The sequence below is a fragment of the Streptomyces sp. NPDC058240 genome, assembly GCF_042882135.1.
Lineage (GTDB): Bacteria > Actinomycetota > Actinomycetes > Streptomycetales > Streptomycetaceae > Streptomyces.
The window spans coordinates 13,357-31,006 of record NZ_JBHVWT010000029.1 but is presented as its reverse complement, the minus strand read 5'-3'; the positions used below and the strand labels follow the sequence as shown (position 1 = coordinate 31,006).

The window sequence follows — 17,650 nt, the reverse complement described above, 5'->3', positions numbered from 1 at the left end:
GAGCACCTGGAATCGGCGTTCATGCGGTGGCACCTACGGTGGTCGGTCAGGCTCGGTTCATCGGTCGGGCAGGCTCGAAGGTTGTGAGCCCACCGTTGATCACCGGCAACACACGGTAGTCGTCAATCACGCGAGTGCGGCGGGCAGTTGTCGAACTTGCCCGCCATCCGTCCCGCTCTGGTATGAGCTCTCGCACGGTCGACCGATTACTCGGCATTGACGCCTGGTCGACCAACACCCGAATGGCCGATCGAAGTGAACCCGTGAGCACACGAAACGGCTCGGCCCGTCCGGTCGTGCCGGACGGGCCGAGCCGTCTGAAGGTTCCCCGGGTGATCCGTACGCCGCTACGCGGCCGGCGCCACCTCGGCGTGGCCGACCTCCGCCTCCGCGTCCTCGGAGCCCCGGCCCGGATCGGCCGACAGGTCCGTGATCCGGGCGGCACCCGCGGGGCGGCGCTCCAGCGGCGCGCTGCGGTCGGGCTGTTGGGTGACCGGTAGGGCCTGCACCCTTGTTCAAGCCGTAGATGGGCGCATATATGCCTATCTTGGTCATCCCGCCGCTGGTTCTCAGGGATGCAGCAGGTCCGGCCAGTTCTGCGGGACACGGTCGGCCGGTCCCGGGGTCGGCTGGGCGGCCGGGTGGCTGGTCGGCGGGGCCAGTTCGGGTCCGGACTCGTACAGGACGTCGGCGGCGTAGTTCCAGTACCACTCCTCACCCGGCTCGAAGCTCTGTACCACGGGGTGCCCAGAGGACTTCCAGTGCGCGGTGGCGTGCTGCGCCGGTGACGAGTCGCAGCAGCCGATGTGGCCGCACCGCGCGCAGCGCCGGAGGTGGAACCACCAGCCCCCCACTGCGTCGCAGTCCGCGCAGCCGGTAGTGCTGGGCGGGACGTTCGCCGCGATGCCGTCGATGTCGGTCATACGGACTCCTCGGTGGTTGTGGTTTCGGTCTCGGGGGCGGTCAGCGGCAGCAGCACCTGGAATCGCGTGTCGCCCGGTACGGACTCGACCTGGAGGCTGCCGTGGTGTTTGTTGACGACGATCCGCCAGCAGATGTCGAGGCCGAGGCCGGTGCCCTCCCCGACGGACTTGGTGGTGAAGAAGGGGTCGAAGATGCGGCTGCGGATGTCCTCGGGGACGCCGGGGCCGGTGTCGCGGAACTCCACGAGCAGTCGGTCGCCCTCCCTGGCCGTGCGGACCGTCAGGGTGCCGTCGTGGCCCGTGCTGCCGATGGCGGCCACCGCGTTGTCGATGAGGTTGGTCCACACTTGGTTGAGTTCCGCCGGGTAGGCGGGTATTTCGGGGAGGGAGCGGTCGTAGTCCTTGACCACCCTCACCCGAGGGCCGATCTTGCCGGACAGCATCAGCAGCGTGCTGTCGAGGAGTGTGTGGACGTCGACGTCCTGGTGAGGGGCGCGGTCGAGCTGCGCGTACTGCTTGGCCGCGTCCACCAGGCGGGAGATGCGGGTGGTGGAGTCGTCGATCTCGTCCATCAGCAGCTCGGTCTCGACCGTGTAGTTGAGCCAGCCGATCGCCCCCGGCAGGATTCCTTCGCCCACCGTCGCCGCGACCTGGTCCAGCCAATCAGTGTCCAGCCCGGCTTGGACGAAGGCCGGCGCGATCCGCCAGCCCTCCGGGATGCCGTGATCCTCCAGCCAGCCGGCGAGCTCGTCCTCCCGGTCGGACGCCTCCAGAGGGGTCAGCATTGGTGCCTTGGCGACGCGTTCGGCGGTGCGTTCCTGGATCTCGATGAGCTCGGCGAGGGCCACTCGGGAGTAGCGGCCCTGGGCGATGACCGCCAGTTTGTTCCGCATCCTGCCGACCCGCTCACGCAGTGCCGCGGTGGCGCGGACGGCGGCCGCGGCCGGATTGTTGAGCTCGTGGGTGAGTCCGGCGGACAACGTTCCGAGCGCCAGCAGGTGTTCCCGCTGGCCAATGGCCCGCTGGGTGTTCTTGGAGCCGAAGAAGAGCCCCTCCAGCAGGTGCGTCGGCATCGGGAACCATTCCCTCATGACGTCTGCGAACGACTGTGCGGGCAGTACGAAGAACCGGGTGGGTTCGGTCACCCGCATGGAGTTGATGTACGTCTGCGGGACCTGGTCGCCCAGATATGCCTGCATGGCCCCCGCGTACACGCCGCGCTGCGAGGTCCGGCTGACCTCCACATCGTCGCCGCCGACCCGGCGGGACAGTACGACGGTTCCCTCGACCATCACGTAGAAGCAGGTCGCCGGGTCGCCCTCGGTGTACACCGGGCCGGGTTCGAACCGTTCCATCCGTCCCTCGGAGCACAGCCGTCCGAGCTGCTCCGGGGAGAGCTTCTCAAAGAGGAACAGCGAGCCGATCTCGTGCGGGTCGCAGGCCATGACCTGTGCGCTCATTAGAGGACCATCCCTTCTGCAGCCCTCTTCGGTAGGGTTGTGACCTCTCGGTCCCGGTGGGTGCACGGCCAAGTGCGCGAGCCGTTCGGCGGCCAGCATGAGTTACGCCGGCCCCGCCGGGCCGAGGCCGTCTGATCGGCTTCAGGGACACGCCCCGCAGAGGGCCGATTAATGAGCTCCCGGCAGACGACCTCACCACCGGGCAGGTGCTCCGTCGACGTCACAGGAGTACTTCTTTCGTGTTCATCGGATGGGACTGGGCGACCGAGACCCACGACGTCAGCGTCATGGACAACTCCGGCACCCGCGTGGACCGCTGGGAGCTGGCACACACCGAGCAAGGCATCGAGGCGACCTCAAACGCCTTGCCCGGCACGGGAGTCCGGCCGACTTGCCGGTGGCGATCGAGACGACCCGCGGACTGGTCGTGGACCGGCTGCTGGCCGCCGGCCACCCGGTGGTGCCTGTGCACCCGAACGCCTTCCACGCCATGCGTCCGCGCTGGGGAGCCTCCAAGGCCAAGACCGACGCCGGGGACAGTCACAAGCTCGCCGACTACCTGCGCACCGACGGCCACCAGCTGCGACGGCTGACCCCGACCGACCCCAGGACCCTGGAGCTGCAGGCCCTCACCCGCCAGCGCACCGACCACGTCGAGGCCAAGATTGCCTCCGTTAACCAGTTCGACGCCCAGCTCGACCAGCTGTGGCCGGGCGGCAAGGCGGTCTTCGCCGACCGCGACAGCGACATCGCCCTGCACTTCCTCGACAGCTACCCGACCCCGCAGGCTGCCGCCAAACTCACCCCCGCCAGGCTGGAAGCGTGGTGCAAACGGCGCGGTTACTCCGGCAAGCGCACCGGCAAGCAGCTCATCGAGCGCCTGCGCGCCGCCCCGGCAGCCGCCACCCGGCTCAGCGAGGCCACCGTCGCCACGCTCATCCGCGTCCAGGTCCAGCTCGTGCGGGCCATGCGCGCCGCGATCCGCGAGCTGGACCGCGAGATCACCACCGCCGTCGAAGCACACCCCTACGCGCCGCTGCTGGCCTCCATGCCCCGCATCGGGAAGGTCAACCTCGGCCAGATCATCGGCGAGATCGGTCCGATCCTCGAACGCGCCGAGTCCTGCGAGCAGTTCATCGCCGAGACCGGAGTCGTCCCCGTTACCCGGGCCTCCGGGAAGTCCCACGCCGTGACCTTCCGTTTCGCGACGAACCGGAGAGCTCGTGTCGCGATCACGACCTTCGCGGACAACAGCCGCCACGGCAGCCAGTGGGCCGCGAAGATCTACACCGACGCGCGGGCCCGCAAGAAGCGCCACCCCCACGCCACCCGCATCCTCGCCCGCGCCTGGCTCCGCGTGATCTGGGCCTGCTGGCGTGACGGAGCCTGCTACGACCCCGGGATTCATCAGACCAACGGGAAGATCAACACAGCCGACGACACCCTCTTGGCGGCATAGAGGTTGACTCAGGGAACTCATGACTGCTCCAGGAAGCGGTGGACGAGCATCACGGCCATGGCTCCCTCTCCTACGGCGGACGCGACGCGCTTCGCGGACCGGGCGCGCGCGTCGCCCGCCACGAACACACCCGGGATGCTGGTCTCCAGGTAGTAAGGCGGCCGGTCCAGTGCCCATTCGGGAGGGGGGCGCCCGTCCGGCGTCAAATCCGGTCCGGCGAGGATGAAGCCGTTCTCGTCGCGCAGCACAGTCCCGCCGAGCCAGTCGGTCAGCGGGGCGGCACCGATGAAGACGAACATCCACTGGGCATCGACGACTTCGGTGGCGCCGGTCACGGTATCCCGCAAAATCAGCCGTTCCAGGTGCTCCTCGCCGTGCGCCTCCTTGACGACGGTCCGGGGCCGCACGGTGATGTTCGGGGCCTCGTCGACCTGCTGGATCAGGTAGTACGACATCGACGCTGTCAGGGACTCCCCGCGCACCAGCATGGTCACCGACTTCGCGCCCCGAGCCAGGAACACCGCCGCCTGCCCGGCGGAATTCGCGCCGCCGACGACGAACACGTCCTGGCCCTCACAGGACGACGCCTCGGTGAGTGACGAGCCGTAGTACACCCCGCAGCCGGTCAGCTCGTCGCATCCCGGCGCCCCCAGCTGCCGGTACGACACGCCCGTCGCCAGGATGACGCTGTGCGCGGCGACCGCTGAGCCGTCGGAGAAGCGTACGACGCGCGCCGAACCGTTCACCTCCAGCCCCGTGACCTCGCGAGCGGTGAGGATCTCGGCACCGAAGCGGCTCGCCTGGCGGCGGGCACGATCGGTCAGCTGCGCACCGGACACGCCGTCCGGGAAGCCGAGGTAGTTCTCGATGCGGGAACTCTGGCCGGCCTGTCCGCCGGTCGCCGACCGCTCGACCAGTACGGTCCGCAGTCCCTCGGAGGCCCCGTACACCGCCGAGCCGAGTCCGGCCGGGCCGCCGCCGATGATGACGAGGTCGTAGAACGCGGCGGTCGGCGTGGTCGCGAGCCCCACGTGGGCGGCCAGTTCGGTCGGCTCCGGCTCGATCAGCGCGGTACTGTCCGACGTGATAACCAGGGGGAGCCGTCGGCCGTCGGCCCCGGCCGCCGCCAGAAGCCTCTGTCCCTCCGGTTCGTCGGAGGAGTACCAGCGGTACGGCACCTGGTTGCGGGCGAGGAATTCGCGCGCCCGCGAGGAGGGGGCGGACCAGCGGTGCCCGACCACCTTGGTGGTGGGTACCGGCCGGTAGTCGCTGGACCGCCAGGCCGTGAGGAGATCGTCCAGGACCGGGTAGAGCTTCTCCTCGGGCGGGTCCCAAGGCTTGAGGAGATAGTGGTCGAGGTCGACGACGTTGATCGCGTCGATGGCAGCGTCGGTGTCGGCGTAGGCGGTCAGCAGCACGCGCCGCGCCCCCGGGTACACACCGAGGGCCTGTTCGAGGAACTCGATGCCGTTCATCTGCGGCATCCGGTAGTCGGCGAGGATCACGGCCACCAGGTCGCCGCGCAGCTTCAGCTCGCGCAGCGCCTCCAGCGCGGATTCGCCGGACTCGGCACGTACGATCCGGTAGCCGCCGCCGTAGTGGCGCCGCAGGTCGCGGGCGATGGCGCGGGAGACTCCCGGGTCGTCGTCCACTGTCAGGATGACGGTCCGCGTTGCGTCGGTGGCCTGTGCCATACTCCTCCGCCCTACGCGCTTCCGACGGCCAGCACGACGAGCTGCCCGAGCACGCTCCCGACCATCGTATGTTCGATCGAGCCGGACTGCATCGGCTGCTACGGCCCGTGCGGCCTGGGTGACCTGACGGTGGCAGAGCGCTGCCGAGCCAGAGCACCACCTGGTGTGCCGCCTCAGAGCTCAGCAGCACGGGTACGTCACGGGGGCGCCGACTGGCCGGGCACGGCCCGCGTGCGCCGCGCAACAAGCCGTCGCAGGCTGGGGGCAGGACCCAGCAGTATGTGATGAAAGGCAACCGATGAAGTTCTCAGTGGTCGGCGGTACGGGCCTGATCGGATCGCAGGTCGTGAAGAAGCTGAACGCGGCAGGGCACGAGGCCGTGCCGCTGGAGTTCGTCGCCGCGGTCCTGTTCGTAGACCACTGAGGGTGACGTCGTCCGTCTGCCCGCCACCCCGATCCAACCGATCGGCGCCCAGGACGTCTCCGACGCCGTCGCCGAAGTCGCCGCGGGTACCCCCTGAACGGCACTCTCAACGTCGGCGGGTCCGACGTCTTCCTCCTCGACGACCTCGGACGGATCACCCTTAACGCCCGTCCCGACGGTCGCAGCGTCGTCACCGCCGGCATGCTCGCCGCTGTCAGCGGCGACGTTCTCACCACCATGGGCGACGCCTGTATCGCCCCCACGCACTACACGGACTGGCTCTCCTGACCCAGCCCGCCTGCCGGAGGAGGCCTCACCCATGGCGAACAATGAACCGACGGCGGGCGGCGCCGGGAGCCGGCCACGCTCGGAAGCGTGGAAGACGGCGCTCACCGTGCTGCAGTCGGCGAAACCATCGCTCGTTCCGGAGGGGGCAGAGGCGATGACGGTTCTCGTCGAATTCCCTCCCGGTGATCCTGGCACCCCTCCCCACCGGCACTCGGGACCCGCCTTCGGCTACATGCTGGAGGGGAGATGGTCTTCGAGCTGGAAGGCGAGCCCGAGCGGGTGATCAGGGCCGGGGAGACATTCTGGGAGCCAGGTGGCGATGTCATCCACTACCAGGACGGCAACAACCGGACGGACTCCTGGAGCCGATTCCTCGTCACCATGCTGTGTGCGCCCGGTCAGCCCATGCTCACTCTGGTCGACGACGAGGAGCTGGCCCGACGTCAACACCTGCGAGCTCCAAGGGCTTGAACGAGACCGCAGTGCTTTCCCCAGGGCCCGCCCTTGGCCTGTCAACGACTTGTGGAAGCCGGGATGAGCCGGGAGCGGAGCCGGGCCGCGTCCTGTCCGGGAGGCGGGCCGTAGGCGCTGCGGTACTCGCGGTTGAACCGCGTTGACGGTGGTACGCCACGGCGTCACCGATCTCGGGCGGCTTGCTCCTTGGGCGAGTGTGACAGTCGGTGGCGGTTCACAGCTCGCCGGGAGGTCCGTAGCGGTAGAAGAAGGGGCCCAGCTGTCCGGCCAGCGCACGGGTGAGTGCCGAACTGTCTTCGAGCAGGCGGGCGCCCGGATCAAGGTCACCGACGAAGACGGGGTCGTAGCCAACATCCCGGATCAGCTGTTCGGCTGTCTCCCGCGCGGCCGCTTCGGCGGCGAAAAGATTGCTCGGGCGAACGCGCTGCGCCTCGATCCGGTCGTACATCGCGGCGAAGTTCGTCAAGAACGACTTCGCGGTCGGACCGCCGACGATCGACTTCACCTGGTGGGACAGCGAGGGGAAGGAGTCGTCCCGCGGCCCGTAGAGGTTGCAGGCGTCGATGGTCACCTGTCCGGCCAGCCCGGACACCTGGGCCAGCGCATCGGCGACCTCCGGGCCCGGTACCGCGATCACCAGGACGTCGGCACCGGCCGCGTCGCCGCCGTCGCGGCCAAGACCCGTCACCTCGTGGCCGGCCTTCTCCCACAGACTGGCCAGGCCGCCTCCAACGCGTCCTCGTTCCACAACGGTGATCTTCATCCCAACTCCCCACGTAGGAACTCGGCCTCTTTTCAGAGACCGGATTGAGTCCCTGTGCGGGCGGGCGAAAGCGTTGCTCTCCTCGGAATCCGCCGACGATGCCCTGGAGCACTGGCTGCGCGCGCTCCTGGCCCATGCCCGCGTCAACCAGGGCATGGGCAGCGCCCTGATGATCGAGGAGCCCGACGCGCCAGGTCTCGACTGTCATCAGCTGATCCTGGACGCGGCAGCCAGTCTGCTCACCCGGGCTCAGCAGCGGGGAACGGCCCGCGCCGACCTGACTGCCGACGACCTGGTCCAACTCGTCGTCGGGATCGCACTGTCCACGGCTCGCCGCGAGGACGCGGAACAGCCCGAGCGGCTGCTGGCTCTGGTGCTCGATGCCACACACGGGAGACCGCATCGGAGCGAGTGATCCCCGCCTGCCTCTGCACGTGAGCTTCTGCCTGCGGGTGCACGTCAGCTCGTACGCCGACAGCCGCATGCGGCGGCGTGATATGCCTCACGATGGCATCGCTGAAGTACAACACGCCCGATGGCGAACGTCGTGAACGTGGCCTCCTCCTGACCGAGTGTGCGCAGCGCCGACCGCATCCTCGCGTACGGCACCGTCTGGCCGGCGGCCAGCTGGTACGAAGTCCGGTTCCGCGCGGCGTCGATGGCGAGCGCGATGCGGTGCAAGGGGCGAGTATGTCAAGGGCGCATTGGACACCGGGAGGATCACCGGCTCCACGCTGGAGGTCTCCTTCGACGACGGCGCGACGTGGACATCCGTCGAACTCGATGGCGTACGCGGCAAGTCCGCCGCCTGGGCCGGCTCGGTGCGGGTGCCGAACGACGCGCGGTACATCTCCGTAAGGGCCTCGGCCGCCGACGACAAGGGCGGCTCAGTCAAGCAGGAGATCATCCGCGCGGTCGGCGTGCGGAAGTAACCGACCGGGTGGGAGCCGCGCAGTCGGCGGCGCGGCTCCCACCTGCCGCGTGCGCGGTGCAAGGGCCGCACCCTGCACGTAGTGCTGCTCACCGCACGCCGCGGGCGGGCCGAGCGCCACGCGGCCGGGTCTCCGCGGACGCCCGGCCGAGGCGTGGTCAGGGGATCAGGCGCAGCGGGGTTTCGACGGTGTGGGTCAGCGAGGTGAGTTCGGTGAGGTAGCGGACCCGGTGGCACGGACCGGGCAGGCAGAGGTGGCAGTCGGCAGCCGTCGAACCGCCAGGTTGGAAAGTCTCGTTGTCGACGACTCCGGTGAAGGCTGTGGCCGATCTGTGCCAGTGGCACTCCTGGGCGCCGGGCGCGGCCGGTGCGGGATATCGTCCGGGAGCCGCCGACGAACGGCGGCAGCGAGGGTATCCGAGCTGCACCGGGAGGCCGTCGTCACCACCGAGGAGGAACGTGACGCCGAACTCGAAGAGGCGCTCAGCGGTCTCCGCTTCGTCAAGGACGACTGGGAGATCGCCGAACTCCGCAAGGCCGTGGACTCCACCGCGCGCGGATTCACCGACGGGTCGAGACCGAGGACGATCCCGGTCGGCGCACCGGAGGCGGCGGTCAGGTCATCGGCCGCCGTACGGACGTCCTGGCCGGGCTGACCGAGCACGAGCTCCGACTCGGCGAGGAAGCGGCGTCGGCCCATCCGAACGACCTCACTTTGCCCGAGGGGTGGCGCGGCATCAGCGTCCTGATCGAGGGCGCCCTGGTTGTCACCGAGGACGGTCACGAGAACCTGTCGGCAGACGAGGTCGAGGCGTGGATGGCCCGGTTCGCGGGCTGGCAGCATTGTCACCCGCACCAGGTTCGCTGTGTTCTTCTCCGCCGTGCTCGCCTTGATCCTCAACCTCACGCGATCCCGGACTGGCGGAGTTCGTCGACGCCGGCCGGTTCTGACCGCCTCACACCCTGCCCTCTCCAGCTCTGCGGAGGACCTCATGACCATCCATCAGGTACTCACCACCGACTATCACACCGGCGGTGAACCGTTCCGCATCGTTCCCGAACCGCCGGTCGCCATCGAAGGGGCCACCGTCGCCGAACGACGTATGCACGCCATCGGCAACCCCGACGTGGACAACCTGCGCAAGCTGCTGTGCTTCGAACCCCGCGGACACGCCGACATGTACGGCGGATTCATCACCCCGCCCGACGACGAGGGCGCTCACTTCGGCGTGCTGTTCTGGCACAAGGACGGCTTCTCAACAGCCTGCGGCCACGGCTCGATCGCGCTCGCCGTCTGGGCCGTGCAGACCGGCCGCGTCGCCCGCGACCCCTCCGACATCACCGCAGTCGTCATCGACGTGCCCTCAGGCCGGGTCACTCTGCGCGTGCACACCGCCGACGAACAGATCACCGGCGTCGACTTCGTCAACGTCCCCAGCTACCGGCTCGCCGAACGCGTCACCGTCGCCACGTCCTGCGGGGACGTCGTCGTCGATGTCGCCTACGGCGGCGCCATCTACGCGCATCTGGACGCAGCCAGCGTGGGACTGGCCGTCACCCCCGAGCACTACTCCGACCTCATCGCGATCGGACGCGAGGTCAAATGGGCGCTGAACGACAGCGAGCACGCCCGTCACCCCGTCGACGACCGCCTCAGCGGCATCTACGGCACCATCCTGTACGACGACCTCGGTATCGACGAGGACGGCAACCCGCACCAGCGCAACGTCACCGTTTTCGCCGACGGCCAGGTCGACCGTTCCCCATGCGGCTCCGGCACCTGCTCCCGCGTCGCCGTGCTCGCAGCGACCGGTCACCTCAAGCCAGGCCAGATCCTCGTCCACGACTCGATCGTCGACACCCGCTTCCACGCGCGGATCGTCGCGGAGTTGGCCGTCGACGGCTACCCCGCCGTCGTTGCGGAGGTCACGGGGAAGGCATACCGGACCGGCGAGCACCGCTTCGAGCTCAATCCCGCGGACGACCTCGGCACCGGCTTCGTCCTGCGCTAGCCGCCCCGCCGATCGGCTTCTGGGACGGGTACCCGGTCGGGGCCCGGGCCAAGAATCAGAGATTCGTCACCCCTTGCATGTACGGGCGCCCGGCTCATGGGGCGGTCGAGCAGGGGTGTCGGAACAGTGGGCGCCGAGTTCGACTAGTTCGGCAGGAGTGAGAGCGAGGTGTGCCGCGCCGAGGTTCTGCTCCAGGTGGGCCCTGGTGGAGGCGCCCGGGATCGGTACCACGTTCGGCGACTGGTGCAGCAGCCAGGCGAGGGCCAGTTGGGCAGGCGACGTGCCCCTGACTGCGGCGAATGATCCCAACGGTCCGCCAGAGCGAGTGAGTTCACCCCTGCCCAGCGGGAAGAACGGGATGAAGCCGATGCCCTCATGGGTGCAGTGGTCGAGGGTGTCGCGGTAGCGCTGCCGGGTGAGGCTGAAGATGTTCTGGACACTGGCGACGGGCACCAGTTCGCGGGCGCGGACGATATCGTCCACCTCGACCTCCGACAGGCCGATGTGCCGGATCTTTCCCTCGGCACGCAGCTGGCCGAGAACACCGAGCTGCTCCGCGAGCGGCACCTGCGGGTCGATGCGGTGCAGGTGATAGAGGTCGATGCGCTCCAGGCGCAGGCGGCGCAAGCTCATCTCGACGCACTGACGCAGGTACTCCGGCCGTCCCACTGCCTGCCACCGGCCGGGGCCCTGCCGGGTCAGGCCGCCCTTCGTGGAGATCACCAGCCCGTCCGGGTAGGGGTACAGCGCCTGGGCGATCAGATCCTCGCTGACATACGGCCCGTACGAGTCGGCGGTGTCTACGAGATCGACCCCCAGCTCCACCGCCCGGCGCAGCAGCCGAACCGCCCGGTCCCGGTCGGCGGGCTCACCCCACGCCCCCGGGCCCGTCAGTCCCATGGTGCCGAGGCCGAGCCGCCGCACCGGCAGATCCTCACCGAATCGGAATATGTCTGACAATTCGCACTCCTGATAGGCGAGTTGAAGCAGTCCGGCCGACTACACCACCCGTAGGTCCGCCGCTGCCACCGAGTTTCCGCGTCCGCGCGGTGGCTCGATCGCTCAAAGGTGGATCACGGCTTCGGAACGGCAGTCCCGAAGGTCTGGCGGCGGTTGCGAGGACGCCGAGCAAACCGAGGAAGCGGCGTCAGGCGGTCGGCGTCGTCGGCACAGTCAGCGTGGACAGCAACGCCAGGTCGGCCTGTTCGAGGCTGTCCAGCAAGGTGATCCGGTCGGCCTTGGCGATCGGCACAGTGGAGGGGACGGCCAGTACCGAGCAGCCGGCCGCGCGCGCGGAGGCGACCCCGGTCGGAGTGTCCTCGACGGCCACGCAGGCCGCAGGGTCCAACCCGAGTCGATCGGCGGCGGCCAGGTAGGGGGCGGGGTCGGGCTTGGTGCGCTCGGTGTCCTCGGCGGCGAGAGTGACGGTGAACCAGTGATCACCGAGGCTGCCGAGGACCAGGTCCACTACGCGGCGAGGGGAGGCCGAGACCAGCGCGGTAGGCACGGCGGCGTCGCTCAGTTCGGCGAGCAGCGCCAGTGCGCCGGGCCGGGGGACGACCTCGGCGGCGACCTTGCTGCTGAACGTGTCGCTGAGAATCTCGGCCAAGGCATTCGCAGTGAAGCCGGTCCGGGTGATGCGGCACAGGTGGGCAGCGGTGTGGTCGACAGCGCGGCCGAGCACCTCGGGCAGGTCCTCCTCGGTGAGGGTGTGGCCCAGACGGGCGGCGAGATCGGCCGTGGTCCGGAGCCAGAGAATCTCGGTGTCGACCAGCGTGCCGTCCATGTCGAACAGGACAGCGGCAGGAGGTACAGGCACGGCGGTCCTACCTTCTTTGGTCATGGCTTGATTGATCACTCGTAAGGTCGGTGGCTCCGGGGTTCCATTCCTGGAGAGCCTCGGTCAGTCACTCTTCCGGGGCCTCAGCCGGAGGGTGAGGATCTGGAACGGGCGCAGTGCCAGGTGCACTGTTCGGCCGTCCGCTTGTACCACGTCCGTGTTCCCGCGGGGGTCGAGTTCACGCTCCAGCAGATCGGTCTCGACCGCGGAGGTCAGAGGGAATCCGGCGGTCAGGACGGTTCGGGTGCGTCCCCCGCATGCCTCGTAGAGGCGTACGACGATGTCGCCGGAGCGATCGTCGGCGAGTTTGACCACTTCGATGACAACGGTCTCGTTGTCCGCGGTGACGAGCGGCTCGACCTCGGCCGAGCCGAGGAGGCTGCGCTCGGGCTGATTGAACGCGTAGCCCTCGCGGACGGCGTCGGCGATGTCGGCGCCGATGACGAACCCGTATCGAAGGCGGTGGTGGCCCTGGTCGGCATCCGGGTCGGGGAAGCGGGGAGCGCGGAGCAGGGAGAGCCGGACGGTGGTGGTGGTGCCGCCGTCTGCGCGGACGTCCCGGGTGACCTCGTGCCCGTAGGTCGAGTCGTTGACCACGGCCGCGCCCCACCCCCGTTCGCCGAGGTGCAGGAAGCGGTGGGCGCAGATCTCGAACTTGGCGGCGTCCCAGCTGGTGTTGGTGTGGGTGGGGCGCCGGACGTGTCCGAAGGGGATCTCCGCGCTGGAGTGGTCGGCCCGCACGTCGAGCGGGAAGGATGCCTTGAGGAGCTTCTCCTTCTCGTGCCAGTCGATCTCGGTGTCGATGTCCAGACGTCGGGAACCTTCGGACAGGGAGACCAGCTGTTCGATGCGGGAGTCACCGAAGGTCCGCACGATCAGGACACCGCCTTCCTGTGTCCCGACCGAGTCGGCGTCGAGGAGGTTGCGAACGGTGTTGCGGTAGAAGGCGTCGATGTCCCAGGCGTCGTACTCGTTGGGGAAGTCCTGGTGCAGTTGGAGGAGGTTGGCGGCGGCGCCGGGGGCCAGCGCTTCGCGTTCGGCCGCGATGTCGTACGCCGAGGTCACCAGGCCCTGGGCATCGATCCGGACGCGGACCAGGCCGTTGTCCAGCGTGAAACCGTCCCCGCAGGGGACCGGGGCGACAGGCCTGCCCGGCGGCCGGGTGCGGAGCGTGGCGCCGAGGGCGGGGACACCGTCGCGGGCGAACGGAGCGGCGTTGAAGACAACCGGCAGATCGCCTTCGCCGGCCAGTGCGCGCTGGGCGGCGTCCGTGATCGCGCACAGCTCGGCGGTGGCGGCGGCGTAGGTCTGCTCCGCCTCCCGGTGAACCCAGGCGATGGAGGAGCCGGGCAGGATGTCGTGGAACTGGTGCAGCAGGACCGTCTTCCACAGCCGGTCCAGGGCCTGGTAAGGGTACGCGAATCCGGCGCGCAAGGTGGCGGTCGCCGACCACAGCTCGGCCTCTCGCAGCAGGTGCTCGCTGCGCCGGTTGCCCTGCTTGGTCCTCAGCTGGCTGGTCAGTGTGCCGCGGTGGAACTCCAGGTACAGCTCCCCCTGCCACACCGGCGCGTCGGGGTATTCGGCGTGTGCCCGCTCGAAGAAGTCCGCGGGGCTCTCGATGACGACCCTGGCCGAGCCCTCCAGGTCGACGAGACGCTCGGTCCGGGCCAGCATCTCCCGGGTGGGGCCACCGCCGCCGTCTCCGTAGCCGAATGGGAGCAGCGAGCTGTTGGCTGCTTCCTTGTCCTGGAAGTTGCCGACGGCATGGGCGAGTTCGGCGCCGGTGATCTCGGCGTTGTAGGTGTCGACCGGCGGGAAGTGGCTGAAGATCCTGGTGCCGTCGATGCCCTCCCACCAGAAGGTGTGGTGCGGGAACTTGTTGGTGGTGTTCCAGGAGATCTTCTGAGTGAGGAACCACCGGATTCCCGCCAGTTTCATCAGCTGCGGCATGGCCGCGTTGTACCCGAAGGTGTCGGGCAGCCACATCTCCTCGGTCTCGACGCCGAACTCGTCGAGGTAGAAGCGCTTCCCATGGGTCAGCTGCCGGACGAGGGCCTCACCGCCGGTGATGTTGGTGTCGGGTTCCACCCACAGGCTGCCGACAGGCAGGAACTGCCCCTTCTCCGCCTTCTCCTGGACCCGGGCGTAGACCTCGGGGCGGTGCTCCTTGAGCCAGGCCAACTGCTGGGCCTGGGACATGGCGAAGAGGAAGCCCGGGTGTTCGTCCATGAGATGGGTGACGTTGGAGAGCGTCCTGGCGACCTTGCGGATGGTCTCGCGCAGCGGCCACAGCCAGGCGGTGTCGATGTGGGCATGTCCGACGGCGGACATGCGGTGGGCGCTCGCGGCCGCGGGGGCGGCGAACGCCGGGCGCAGCACCTCGCGGGCGGCGGTGGCGCTGCCGGCGATGTCCTGCAGGTCGACTTCGTCCAGGGCCCGCTCGATGGAGTGCAGGAGCTGCCAGCGGCGCGGGTCGGCCTCGGGCAGTTCGCGCATGAGCCCCCCGAGGACGTCCAGGTCCTGGGCGAGTTCCCACACCTGTGCGTCGAAGACCGCCAACTCCACTCGGAGCAGCTGGTACAAAGGCGCGCTCTCGGAGCCGGCGCCCGTCATCCAGGAGGGCTGGTCCCCGGTCCGCGACGGGATGTGGTCGTCGACCAGGTTGGGGTTGGCGGCGGCCTCGACGTAGTAGGTGAACTCCTCGCCGCCGACCGCCGGGTCGGCGACCGGAATATAGGCGTTGCGGGGGTTGAGGGCTTTCACCACGCTGCCGTCCGCCCGGTAGACCAGGCCCTCGGCGGAGAAGCCCGCGCCGGTGACGTTGAAGCCGAGGTCGATGACCGCCTCGACCCGCAGGCCGGCCCACTCCTGCGGAACCCTGCCGCTGATCCTGAACCAGCTCGTGGACCAGGGCGGCCCCCACCGGTGCCCGAGCGCCACGGGTTCGTACGGTGCGGCCAGGCCGTCGGCCACGGGGACCGGCTCGCCCGGCACGCTCCAGATCGCGATCTCGACCGGGACGGTACGGGCGTGGACCGCGGGCCGGATGCGCTGGTTCAGCACCCGGTCGAGCCGCTGCTCGGTGAGGCGTCGCTTGCTGTGCATGGAATCCTCTGTCGTCGGTGGAGGACGGTGATCTTCTTGCGGTCGGCCAGCCGACCGGAGCGGTGTGGGAACGGGGCGTCAGACCGTCCACCAGACCGTGGCGTTCGCGTCCAGCTCGAAGCTCGCGCCGTGGGAGCCGTTGGTGGGGCCGACCGGGGAGCTGGCGAGCAGCAGACGCCCGGGGGCGGGGATGCGTACCGCCTCATCGCTGGTGTTCATCGTGCAGACGAAGCCCTGGCGGCAGAAGACGAGTACGCCCGCAGGCGCTTCGGTCCATTCGACGGCGTCTCCGGCGCCGAGCCCAGGGTGCGCCCGCACCTGGTAGATGACGACTTCTCTCCACCAGTTCGCCGGGGATCCGGCCGTGCCGGCGATGTCATGGGCGCTGGGGCATTCTCGGTCCTTCTGGAGGTTCATGTCGGCGTGGCCGGTCGGTCCAACTGGCCGAGGCCTGTCGTCCGGTGTCACGGACGTCAGTCCTCGACGGGGCCCAGATCGGGAGTGCCCCGCAGTTCCACCGTGCGGGTGGTGGCGCCGTGCAGTTCGAGGACCGTGATCTCGTTCCGGCCGGCGTTCAGGATCGGTGCGGGGACGTAGAGAGTGGTCTGCGGTCCTCGGGACCAGTACCGGCCGAGTGCGAAGCCGTTGATCCAGACGTGGCCCTTGGTCCAGCCGTCCAGGGCGATCCAGCCGTCGGCCGGCTGCTCGATGTCCAGGTGCCCACGGTGGAACGTGGGGCCGACCGGGGGCGAGGCGGGCTCGAACGCGGTGAAGGAAAGCCGGCCCGGATCGTCGAGAGGCAGCGGCCGGCTGTACCAGCTCTCCGGCGCCAGTGTGTTGATGGAGACCTCGCCGAGCAGTCCCTTGCGGTCGTGCATGCCCTGCCCGTAATTGACCCTGCCCTGGTTCTCCACCAGCACGGCCAGTTGTGCACCGCGCCGGGGGGTGTGGAAGGCGAGGGCGTGCTCATGGTTCTCGCGTTCCAGGACGCCGACCGGCTGGCCGTCGACGAAGACCTGGGCACGGTCGTGCACCTCGGCGATGCGGAGGACGGTCGGCCCGGCCGCCGGGAGCGCCGTCTCGTACAGGACGAATCCGAAGGACTGGCCGAGCTGTTCCATGGCCTGCGGGCGGTCGGCGTGCACCGCGCTGCCGAGCCGCTCGCACTGGTCCAGGAGGCCGGCGCATGCGGTGAGTTCCACGGCGGCCGGGGCAAGCTTGGGTGCGGGTGCGGGTACCGGCTCCTCGGGGACGGATTCGTGCCGGGCGATGACCTCGCGGAAGGCGGCGTATTTGGGGGCGGGATCGCCGGCCTCGTCCAGCGGCGCGTCGTAATCGTACGACGTGACGGTGGGGCGGTACGTGCCCTTGTCGTTGGCGCCGTTGGTGAATCCGAAGTTGGTACCGCCGTGGAACATGTAGATGTTGACCGAGGCGCCGGCCGCGAGCAGCCGGTCGAGGTCCGCCGCGGCGTCGGCCGTGCTGCGGGTGACATGGGTGCCGCCCCAGCGGTCGAACCAGCCGATCCAGAACTCGCTGCACATCAGCGGCCCGGACGGCTGATGCGTGCGCAGTTCGGCGAGACCGGTGTCCACCCGGCTGCCGAGATTGACGGTGCGCAGGACGCCGTCGAGGCCGCCGCGCTCCAGGTCGGAGGGCTGGTCGCAGGTGAACAGCGGTACGTCGACTCCGTGCCGGTGCAGCAGCTCCGCCAGATCCTCCAGGTAGCCGGAGTCGTCGCCGTACGCGCCGTATTCGTTCTCCAGTTGCACAGCGAGGATCGGGCCGCCACGAGTGGAGAGGTAAGGAAGGACGGGCGGCAGCAGGGCAGCGAGGTAGTCGTCCACCGCCTTCAGGTAGCGCGGGTCGCGGCTGCGCAGTTCGATGTCCTCGTCGGCGAGCAACCAGGAGGGCAGGCCGCCGCCCTCCCACTCGGCGCAGATGTACGGGCCGGGGCGGAGCAGTACGTGCAGGTCTTCGGCGGCGGCCAGATCGAGGAACCGGGGAAGATCGAGACCTGCGTCCAGCCGGAACTCACCCGGATGGGGCGAGTGGAGATTCCATGGGACGTAGGTCTCGATCGTGTTCAGTCCCATCAGGCGCGCCTTGCGAAGCCGGTCGGCCCACTGTTCCGGATGGATCCGGAAGTAGTGCAGCCCGCCGGAGATGATTCGCAGCGGTCGGTCGTCGAGACGGAAGCCGTCTGCGGCAACCTCGAGTCGTGGCATGGCCGTGGTCTCCTCGATGATGGAACTGATGGAACTGATGGAACTAGTG

Annotated in this window: 16 protein-coding genes and 2 pseudogenes; 7 read left to right on the top strand and 11 right to left on the bottom strand. The window is 69.1% G+C overall.

Annotated features, from left to right (window positions below):
- Positions 1-347 precede the first annotated feature (347 nt).
- From ACFVX4_RS30625 to ACFVX4_RS30615, 3 genes are read right to left on the bottom strand one after another with little or no spacing between them, the layout of a single operon-like run.
- Complete coding sequence (locus tag ACFVX4_RS30625; RefSeq protein WP_389983294.1) at positions 348-509, bottom strand: hypothetical protein; 162 nt, start codon at positions 507-509, stop codon at positions 348-350.
- A gap of 60 nt (positions 510-569) precedes the next feature.
- Complete coding sequence (locus ACFVX4_RS30620) at positions 570-923, bottom strand: UBP-type zinc finger domain-containing protein (protein ID WP_389983291.1); 354 nt, start codon at positions 921-923, stop codon at positions 570-572.
- The gene (locus tag ACFVX4_RS30615; protein ID WP_389983288.1) at positions 920-2,383 is read right to left on the bottom strand and encodes an ATP-binding protein; all 1,464 of its coding nucleotides are present in this window, start codon (positions 2,381-2,383) and stop codon (positions 920-922) included. Before ACFVX4_RS30615 ends, ACFVX4_RS30620 begins: the two co-directional genes overlap by 4 nt.
- Before the next feature lie 397 nt (positions 2,384-2,780).
- Here ACFVX4_RS30615 and ACFVX4_RS30610 point away from each other — a divergent pair, with 397 nt between their 5' ends.
- Positions 2,781-3,842 carry a transposase gene (locus ACFVX4_RS30610; RefSeq protein WP_389983379.1) on the top strand — a complete coding sequence of 354 codons (1,062 nt, stop codon included), beginning with the start codon at positions 2,781-2,783 and terminating at the stop codon, positions 3,840-3,842.
- Positions 3,843-3,859: 17 nt separating this feature from the next.
- Here ACFVX4_RS30610 and ACFVX4_RS30605 read toward each other — a convergent pair whose 3' ends face one another.
- Complete coding sequence (locus ACFVX4_RS30605; protein ID WP_389983285.1) at positions 3,860-5,536, bottom strand: FAD-dependent oxidoreductase; 1,677 nt, start codon at positions 5,534-5,536, stop codon at positions 3,860-3,862.
- 298 nt (positions 5,537-5,834) lie between these two features.
- Here ACFVX4_RS30605 and ACFVX4_RS30600 point away from each other — a divergent pair.
- Both ACFVX4_RS30600 and ACFVX4_RS30595 read left to right on the top strand, forming a co-directional pair.
- Positions 5,835-6,248: pseudogene (locus ACFVX4_RS30600) on the top strand (hypothetical protein).
- A 31-nt stretch (positions 6,249-6,279) separates the two neighbouring features.
- Positions 6,280-6,719: pseudogene (locus ACFVX4_RS30595) on the top strand (cupin domain-containing protein).
- Positions 6,720-6,936: 217 nt separating this feature from the next.
- On the opposite strand, the gene ACFVX4_RS30590 reads toward ACFVX4_RS30595, so the two are convergent.
- The gene (locus ACFVX4_RS30590; RefSeq protein ID WP_389983281.1) at positions 6,937-7,485 is read right to left on the bottom strand and encodes a dinucleotide-binding protein; all 549 of its coding nucleotides are present in this window, start codon (positions 7,483-7,485) and stop codon (positions 6,937-6,939) included.
- A gap of 73 nt (positions 7,486-7,558) precedes the next feature.
- Between ACFVX4_RS30590 and ACFVX4_RS30585 the strand changes: the two genes are divergently transcribed.
- Positions 7,559-7,900 carry a hypothetical protein gene (locus ACFVX4_RS30585; RefSeq protein WP_389983278.1) on the top strand — a complete coding sequence of 114 codons (342 nt, stop codon included), beginning with the start codon at positions 7,559-7,561 and terminating at the stop codon, positions 7,898-7,900.
- A gap of 44 nt (positions 7,901-7,944) precedes the next feature.
- Here the strand turns inward: ACFVX4_RS30585 and ACFVX4_RS30580 are convergent, their stop codons facing one another.
- The gene (locus tag ACFVX4_RS30580; protein WP_389983275.1) at positions 7,945-8,166 is read right to left on the bottom strand and encodes a hypothetical protein; all 222 of its coding nucleotides are present in this window, start codon (positions 8,164-8,166) and stop codon (positions 7,945-7,947) included.
- Between the two features lie 23 nt (positions 8,167-8,189).
- Here ACFVX4_RS30580 and ACFVX4_RS30575 point away from each other — a divergent pair, with 23 nt between their 5' ends.
- From ACFVX4_RS30575 to ACFVX4_RS30565, 3 genes are all read left to right on the top strand, one after another.
- The gene (locus ACFVX4_RS30575) at positions 8,190-8,417 is read left to right on the top strand and encodes a hypothetical protein (RefSeq protein ID WP_389983273.1); all 228 of its coding nucleotides are present in this window, start codon (positions 8,190-8,192) and stop codon (positions 8,415-8,417) included.
- Positions 8,418-8,748: 331 nt separating this feature from the next.
- Positions 8,749-9,072, top strand: a complete 324-nt coding sequence (locus ACFVX4_RS30570; RefSeq protein ID WP_389983270.1) for a hypothetical protein — start codon at positions 8,749-8,751, stop codon at positions 9,070-9,072.
- Between the two features lie 336 nt (positions 9,073-9,408).
- Positions 9,409-10,428, top strand: coding sequence for a proline racemase family protein (locus ACFVX4_RS30565; protein WP_389983267.1), 1,020 nt, complete (start codon positions 9,409-9,411; stop codon positions 10,426-10,428).
- Between the two features lie 66 nt (positions 10,429-10,494).
- Here the strand turns inward: ACFVX4_RS30565 and ACFVX4_RS30560 are convergent, their stop codons facing one another.
- The 5 genes from ACFVX4_RS30560 to ACFVX4_RS30540 form a co-directional block, all read right to left on the bottom strand.
- Positions 10,495-11,388 (bottom strand): aldo/keto reductase, encoded by an 894-nt coding sequence (locus tag ACFVX4_RS30560; protein WP_389983265.1) that lies wholly within the window; start codon positions 11,386-11,388, stop codon positions 10,495-10,497.
- A 187-nt stretch (positions 11,389-11,575) separates the two neighbouring features.
- Positions 11,576-12,247, bottom strand: a complete 672-nt coding sequence (locus ACFVX4_RS30555) for an HAD family hydrolase (protein ID WP_389983262.1) — start codon at positions 12,245-12,247, stop codon at positions 11,576-11,578.
- An 84-nt stretch (positions 12,248-12,331) separates the two neighbouring features.
- The gene (locus ACFVX4_RS30550) at positions 12,332-15,373 is read right to left on the bottom strand and encodes an alpha-mannosidase (protein WP_389983259.1); all 3,042 of its coding nucleotides are present in this window, start codon (positions 15,371-15,373) and stop codon (positions 12,332-12,334) included.
- A gap of 78 nt (positions 15,374-15,451) precedes the next feature.
- Entirely contained in the window at positions 15,452-15,790 is a 339-nt protein-coding gene (locus tag ACFVX4_RS30545) for a hypothetical protein (protein ID WP_389983256.1), read from the bottom strand.
- Between the two features lie 56 nt (positions 15,791-15,846).
- Positions 15,847-17,601 carry a glycoside hydrolase family 35 protein gene (locus ACFVX4_RS30540; protein ID WP_389983253.1) on the bottom strand — a complete coding sequence of 585 codons (1,755 nt, stop codon included), beginning with the start codon at positions 17,599-17,601 and terminating at the stop codon, positions 15,847-15,849.
- Between the last annotated feature and the right edge of the window lie 49 nt (positions 17,602-17,650).

Coding starts and splice junctions, on each gene's coding strand:
- ACFVX4_RS30620 (WP_389983291.1), bottom strand. CDS start 923: ATGACCGACATCGACGGCATCGCGGCGAACGTCCCGCCCAGCACTACC.
- ACFVX4_RS30615 (WP_389983288.1), bottom strand. CDS start 2,383: ATGAGCGCACAGGTCATGGCCTGCGACCCGCACGAGATCGGCTCGCTG.
- ACFVX4_RS30605 (WP_389983285.1), bottom strand. CDS start 5,536: ATGGCACAGGCCACCGACGCAACGCGGACCGTCATCCTGACAGTGGAC.
- ACFVX4_RS30590 (WP_389983281.1), bottom strand. CDS start 7,485: ATGAAGATCACCGTTGTGGAACGAGGACGCGTTGGAGGCGGCCTGGCC.
- ACFVX4_RS30565 (WP_389983267.1), top strand. CDS start 9,409: ATGACCATCCATCAGGTACTCACCACCGACTATCACACCGGCGGTGAA.
- ACFVX4_RS30550 (WP_389983259.1), bottom strand. CDS start 15,373: ATGCACAGCAAGCGACGCCTCACCGAGCAGCGGCTCGACCGGGTGCTG.
- ACFVX4_RS30545 (WP_389983256.1), bottom strand. CDS start 15,790: ATGAACCTCCAGAAGGACCGAGAATGCCCCAGCGCCCATGACATCGCC.
- ACFVX4_RS30540 (WP_389983253.1), bottom strand. CDS start 17,601: ATGCCACGACTCGAGGTTGCCGCAGACGGCTTCCGTCTCGACGACCGA.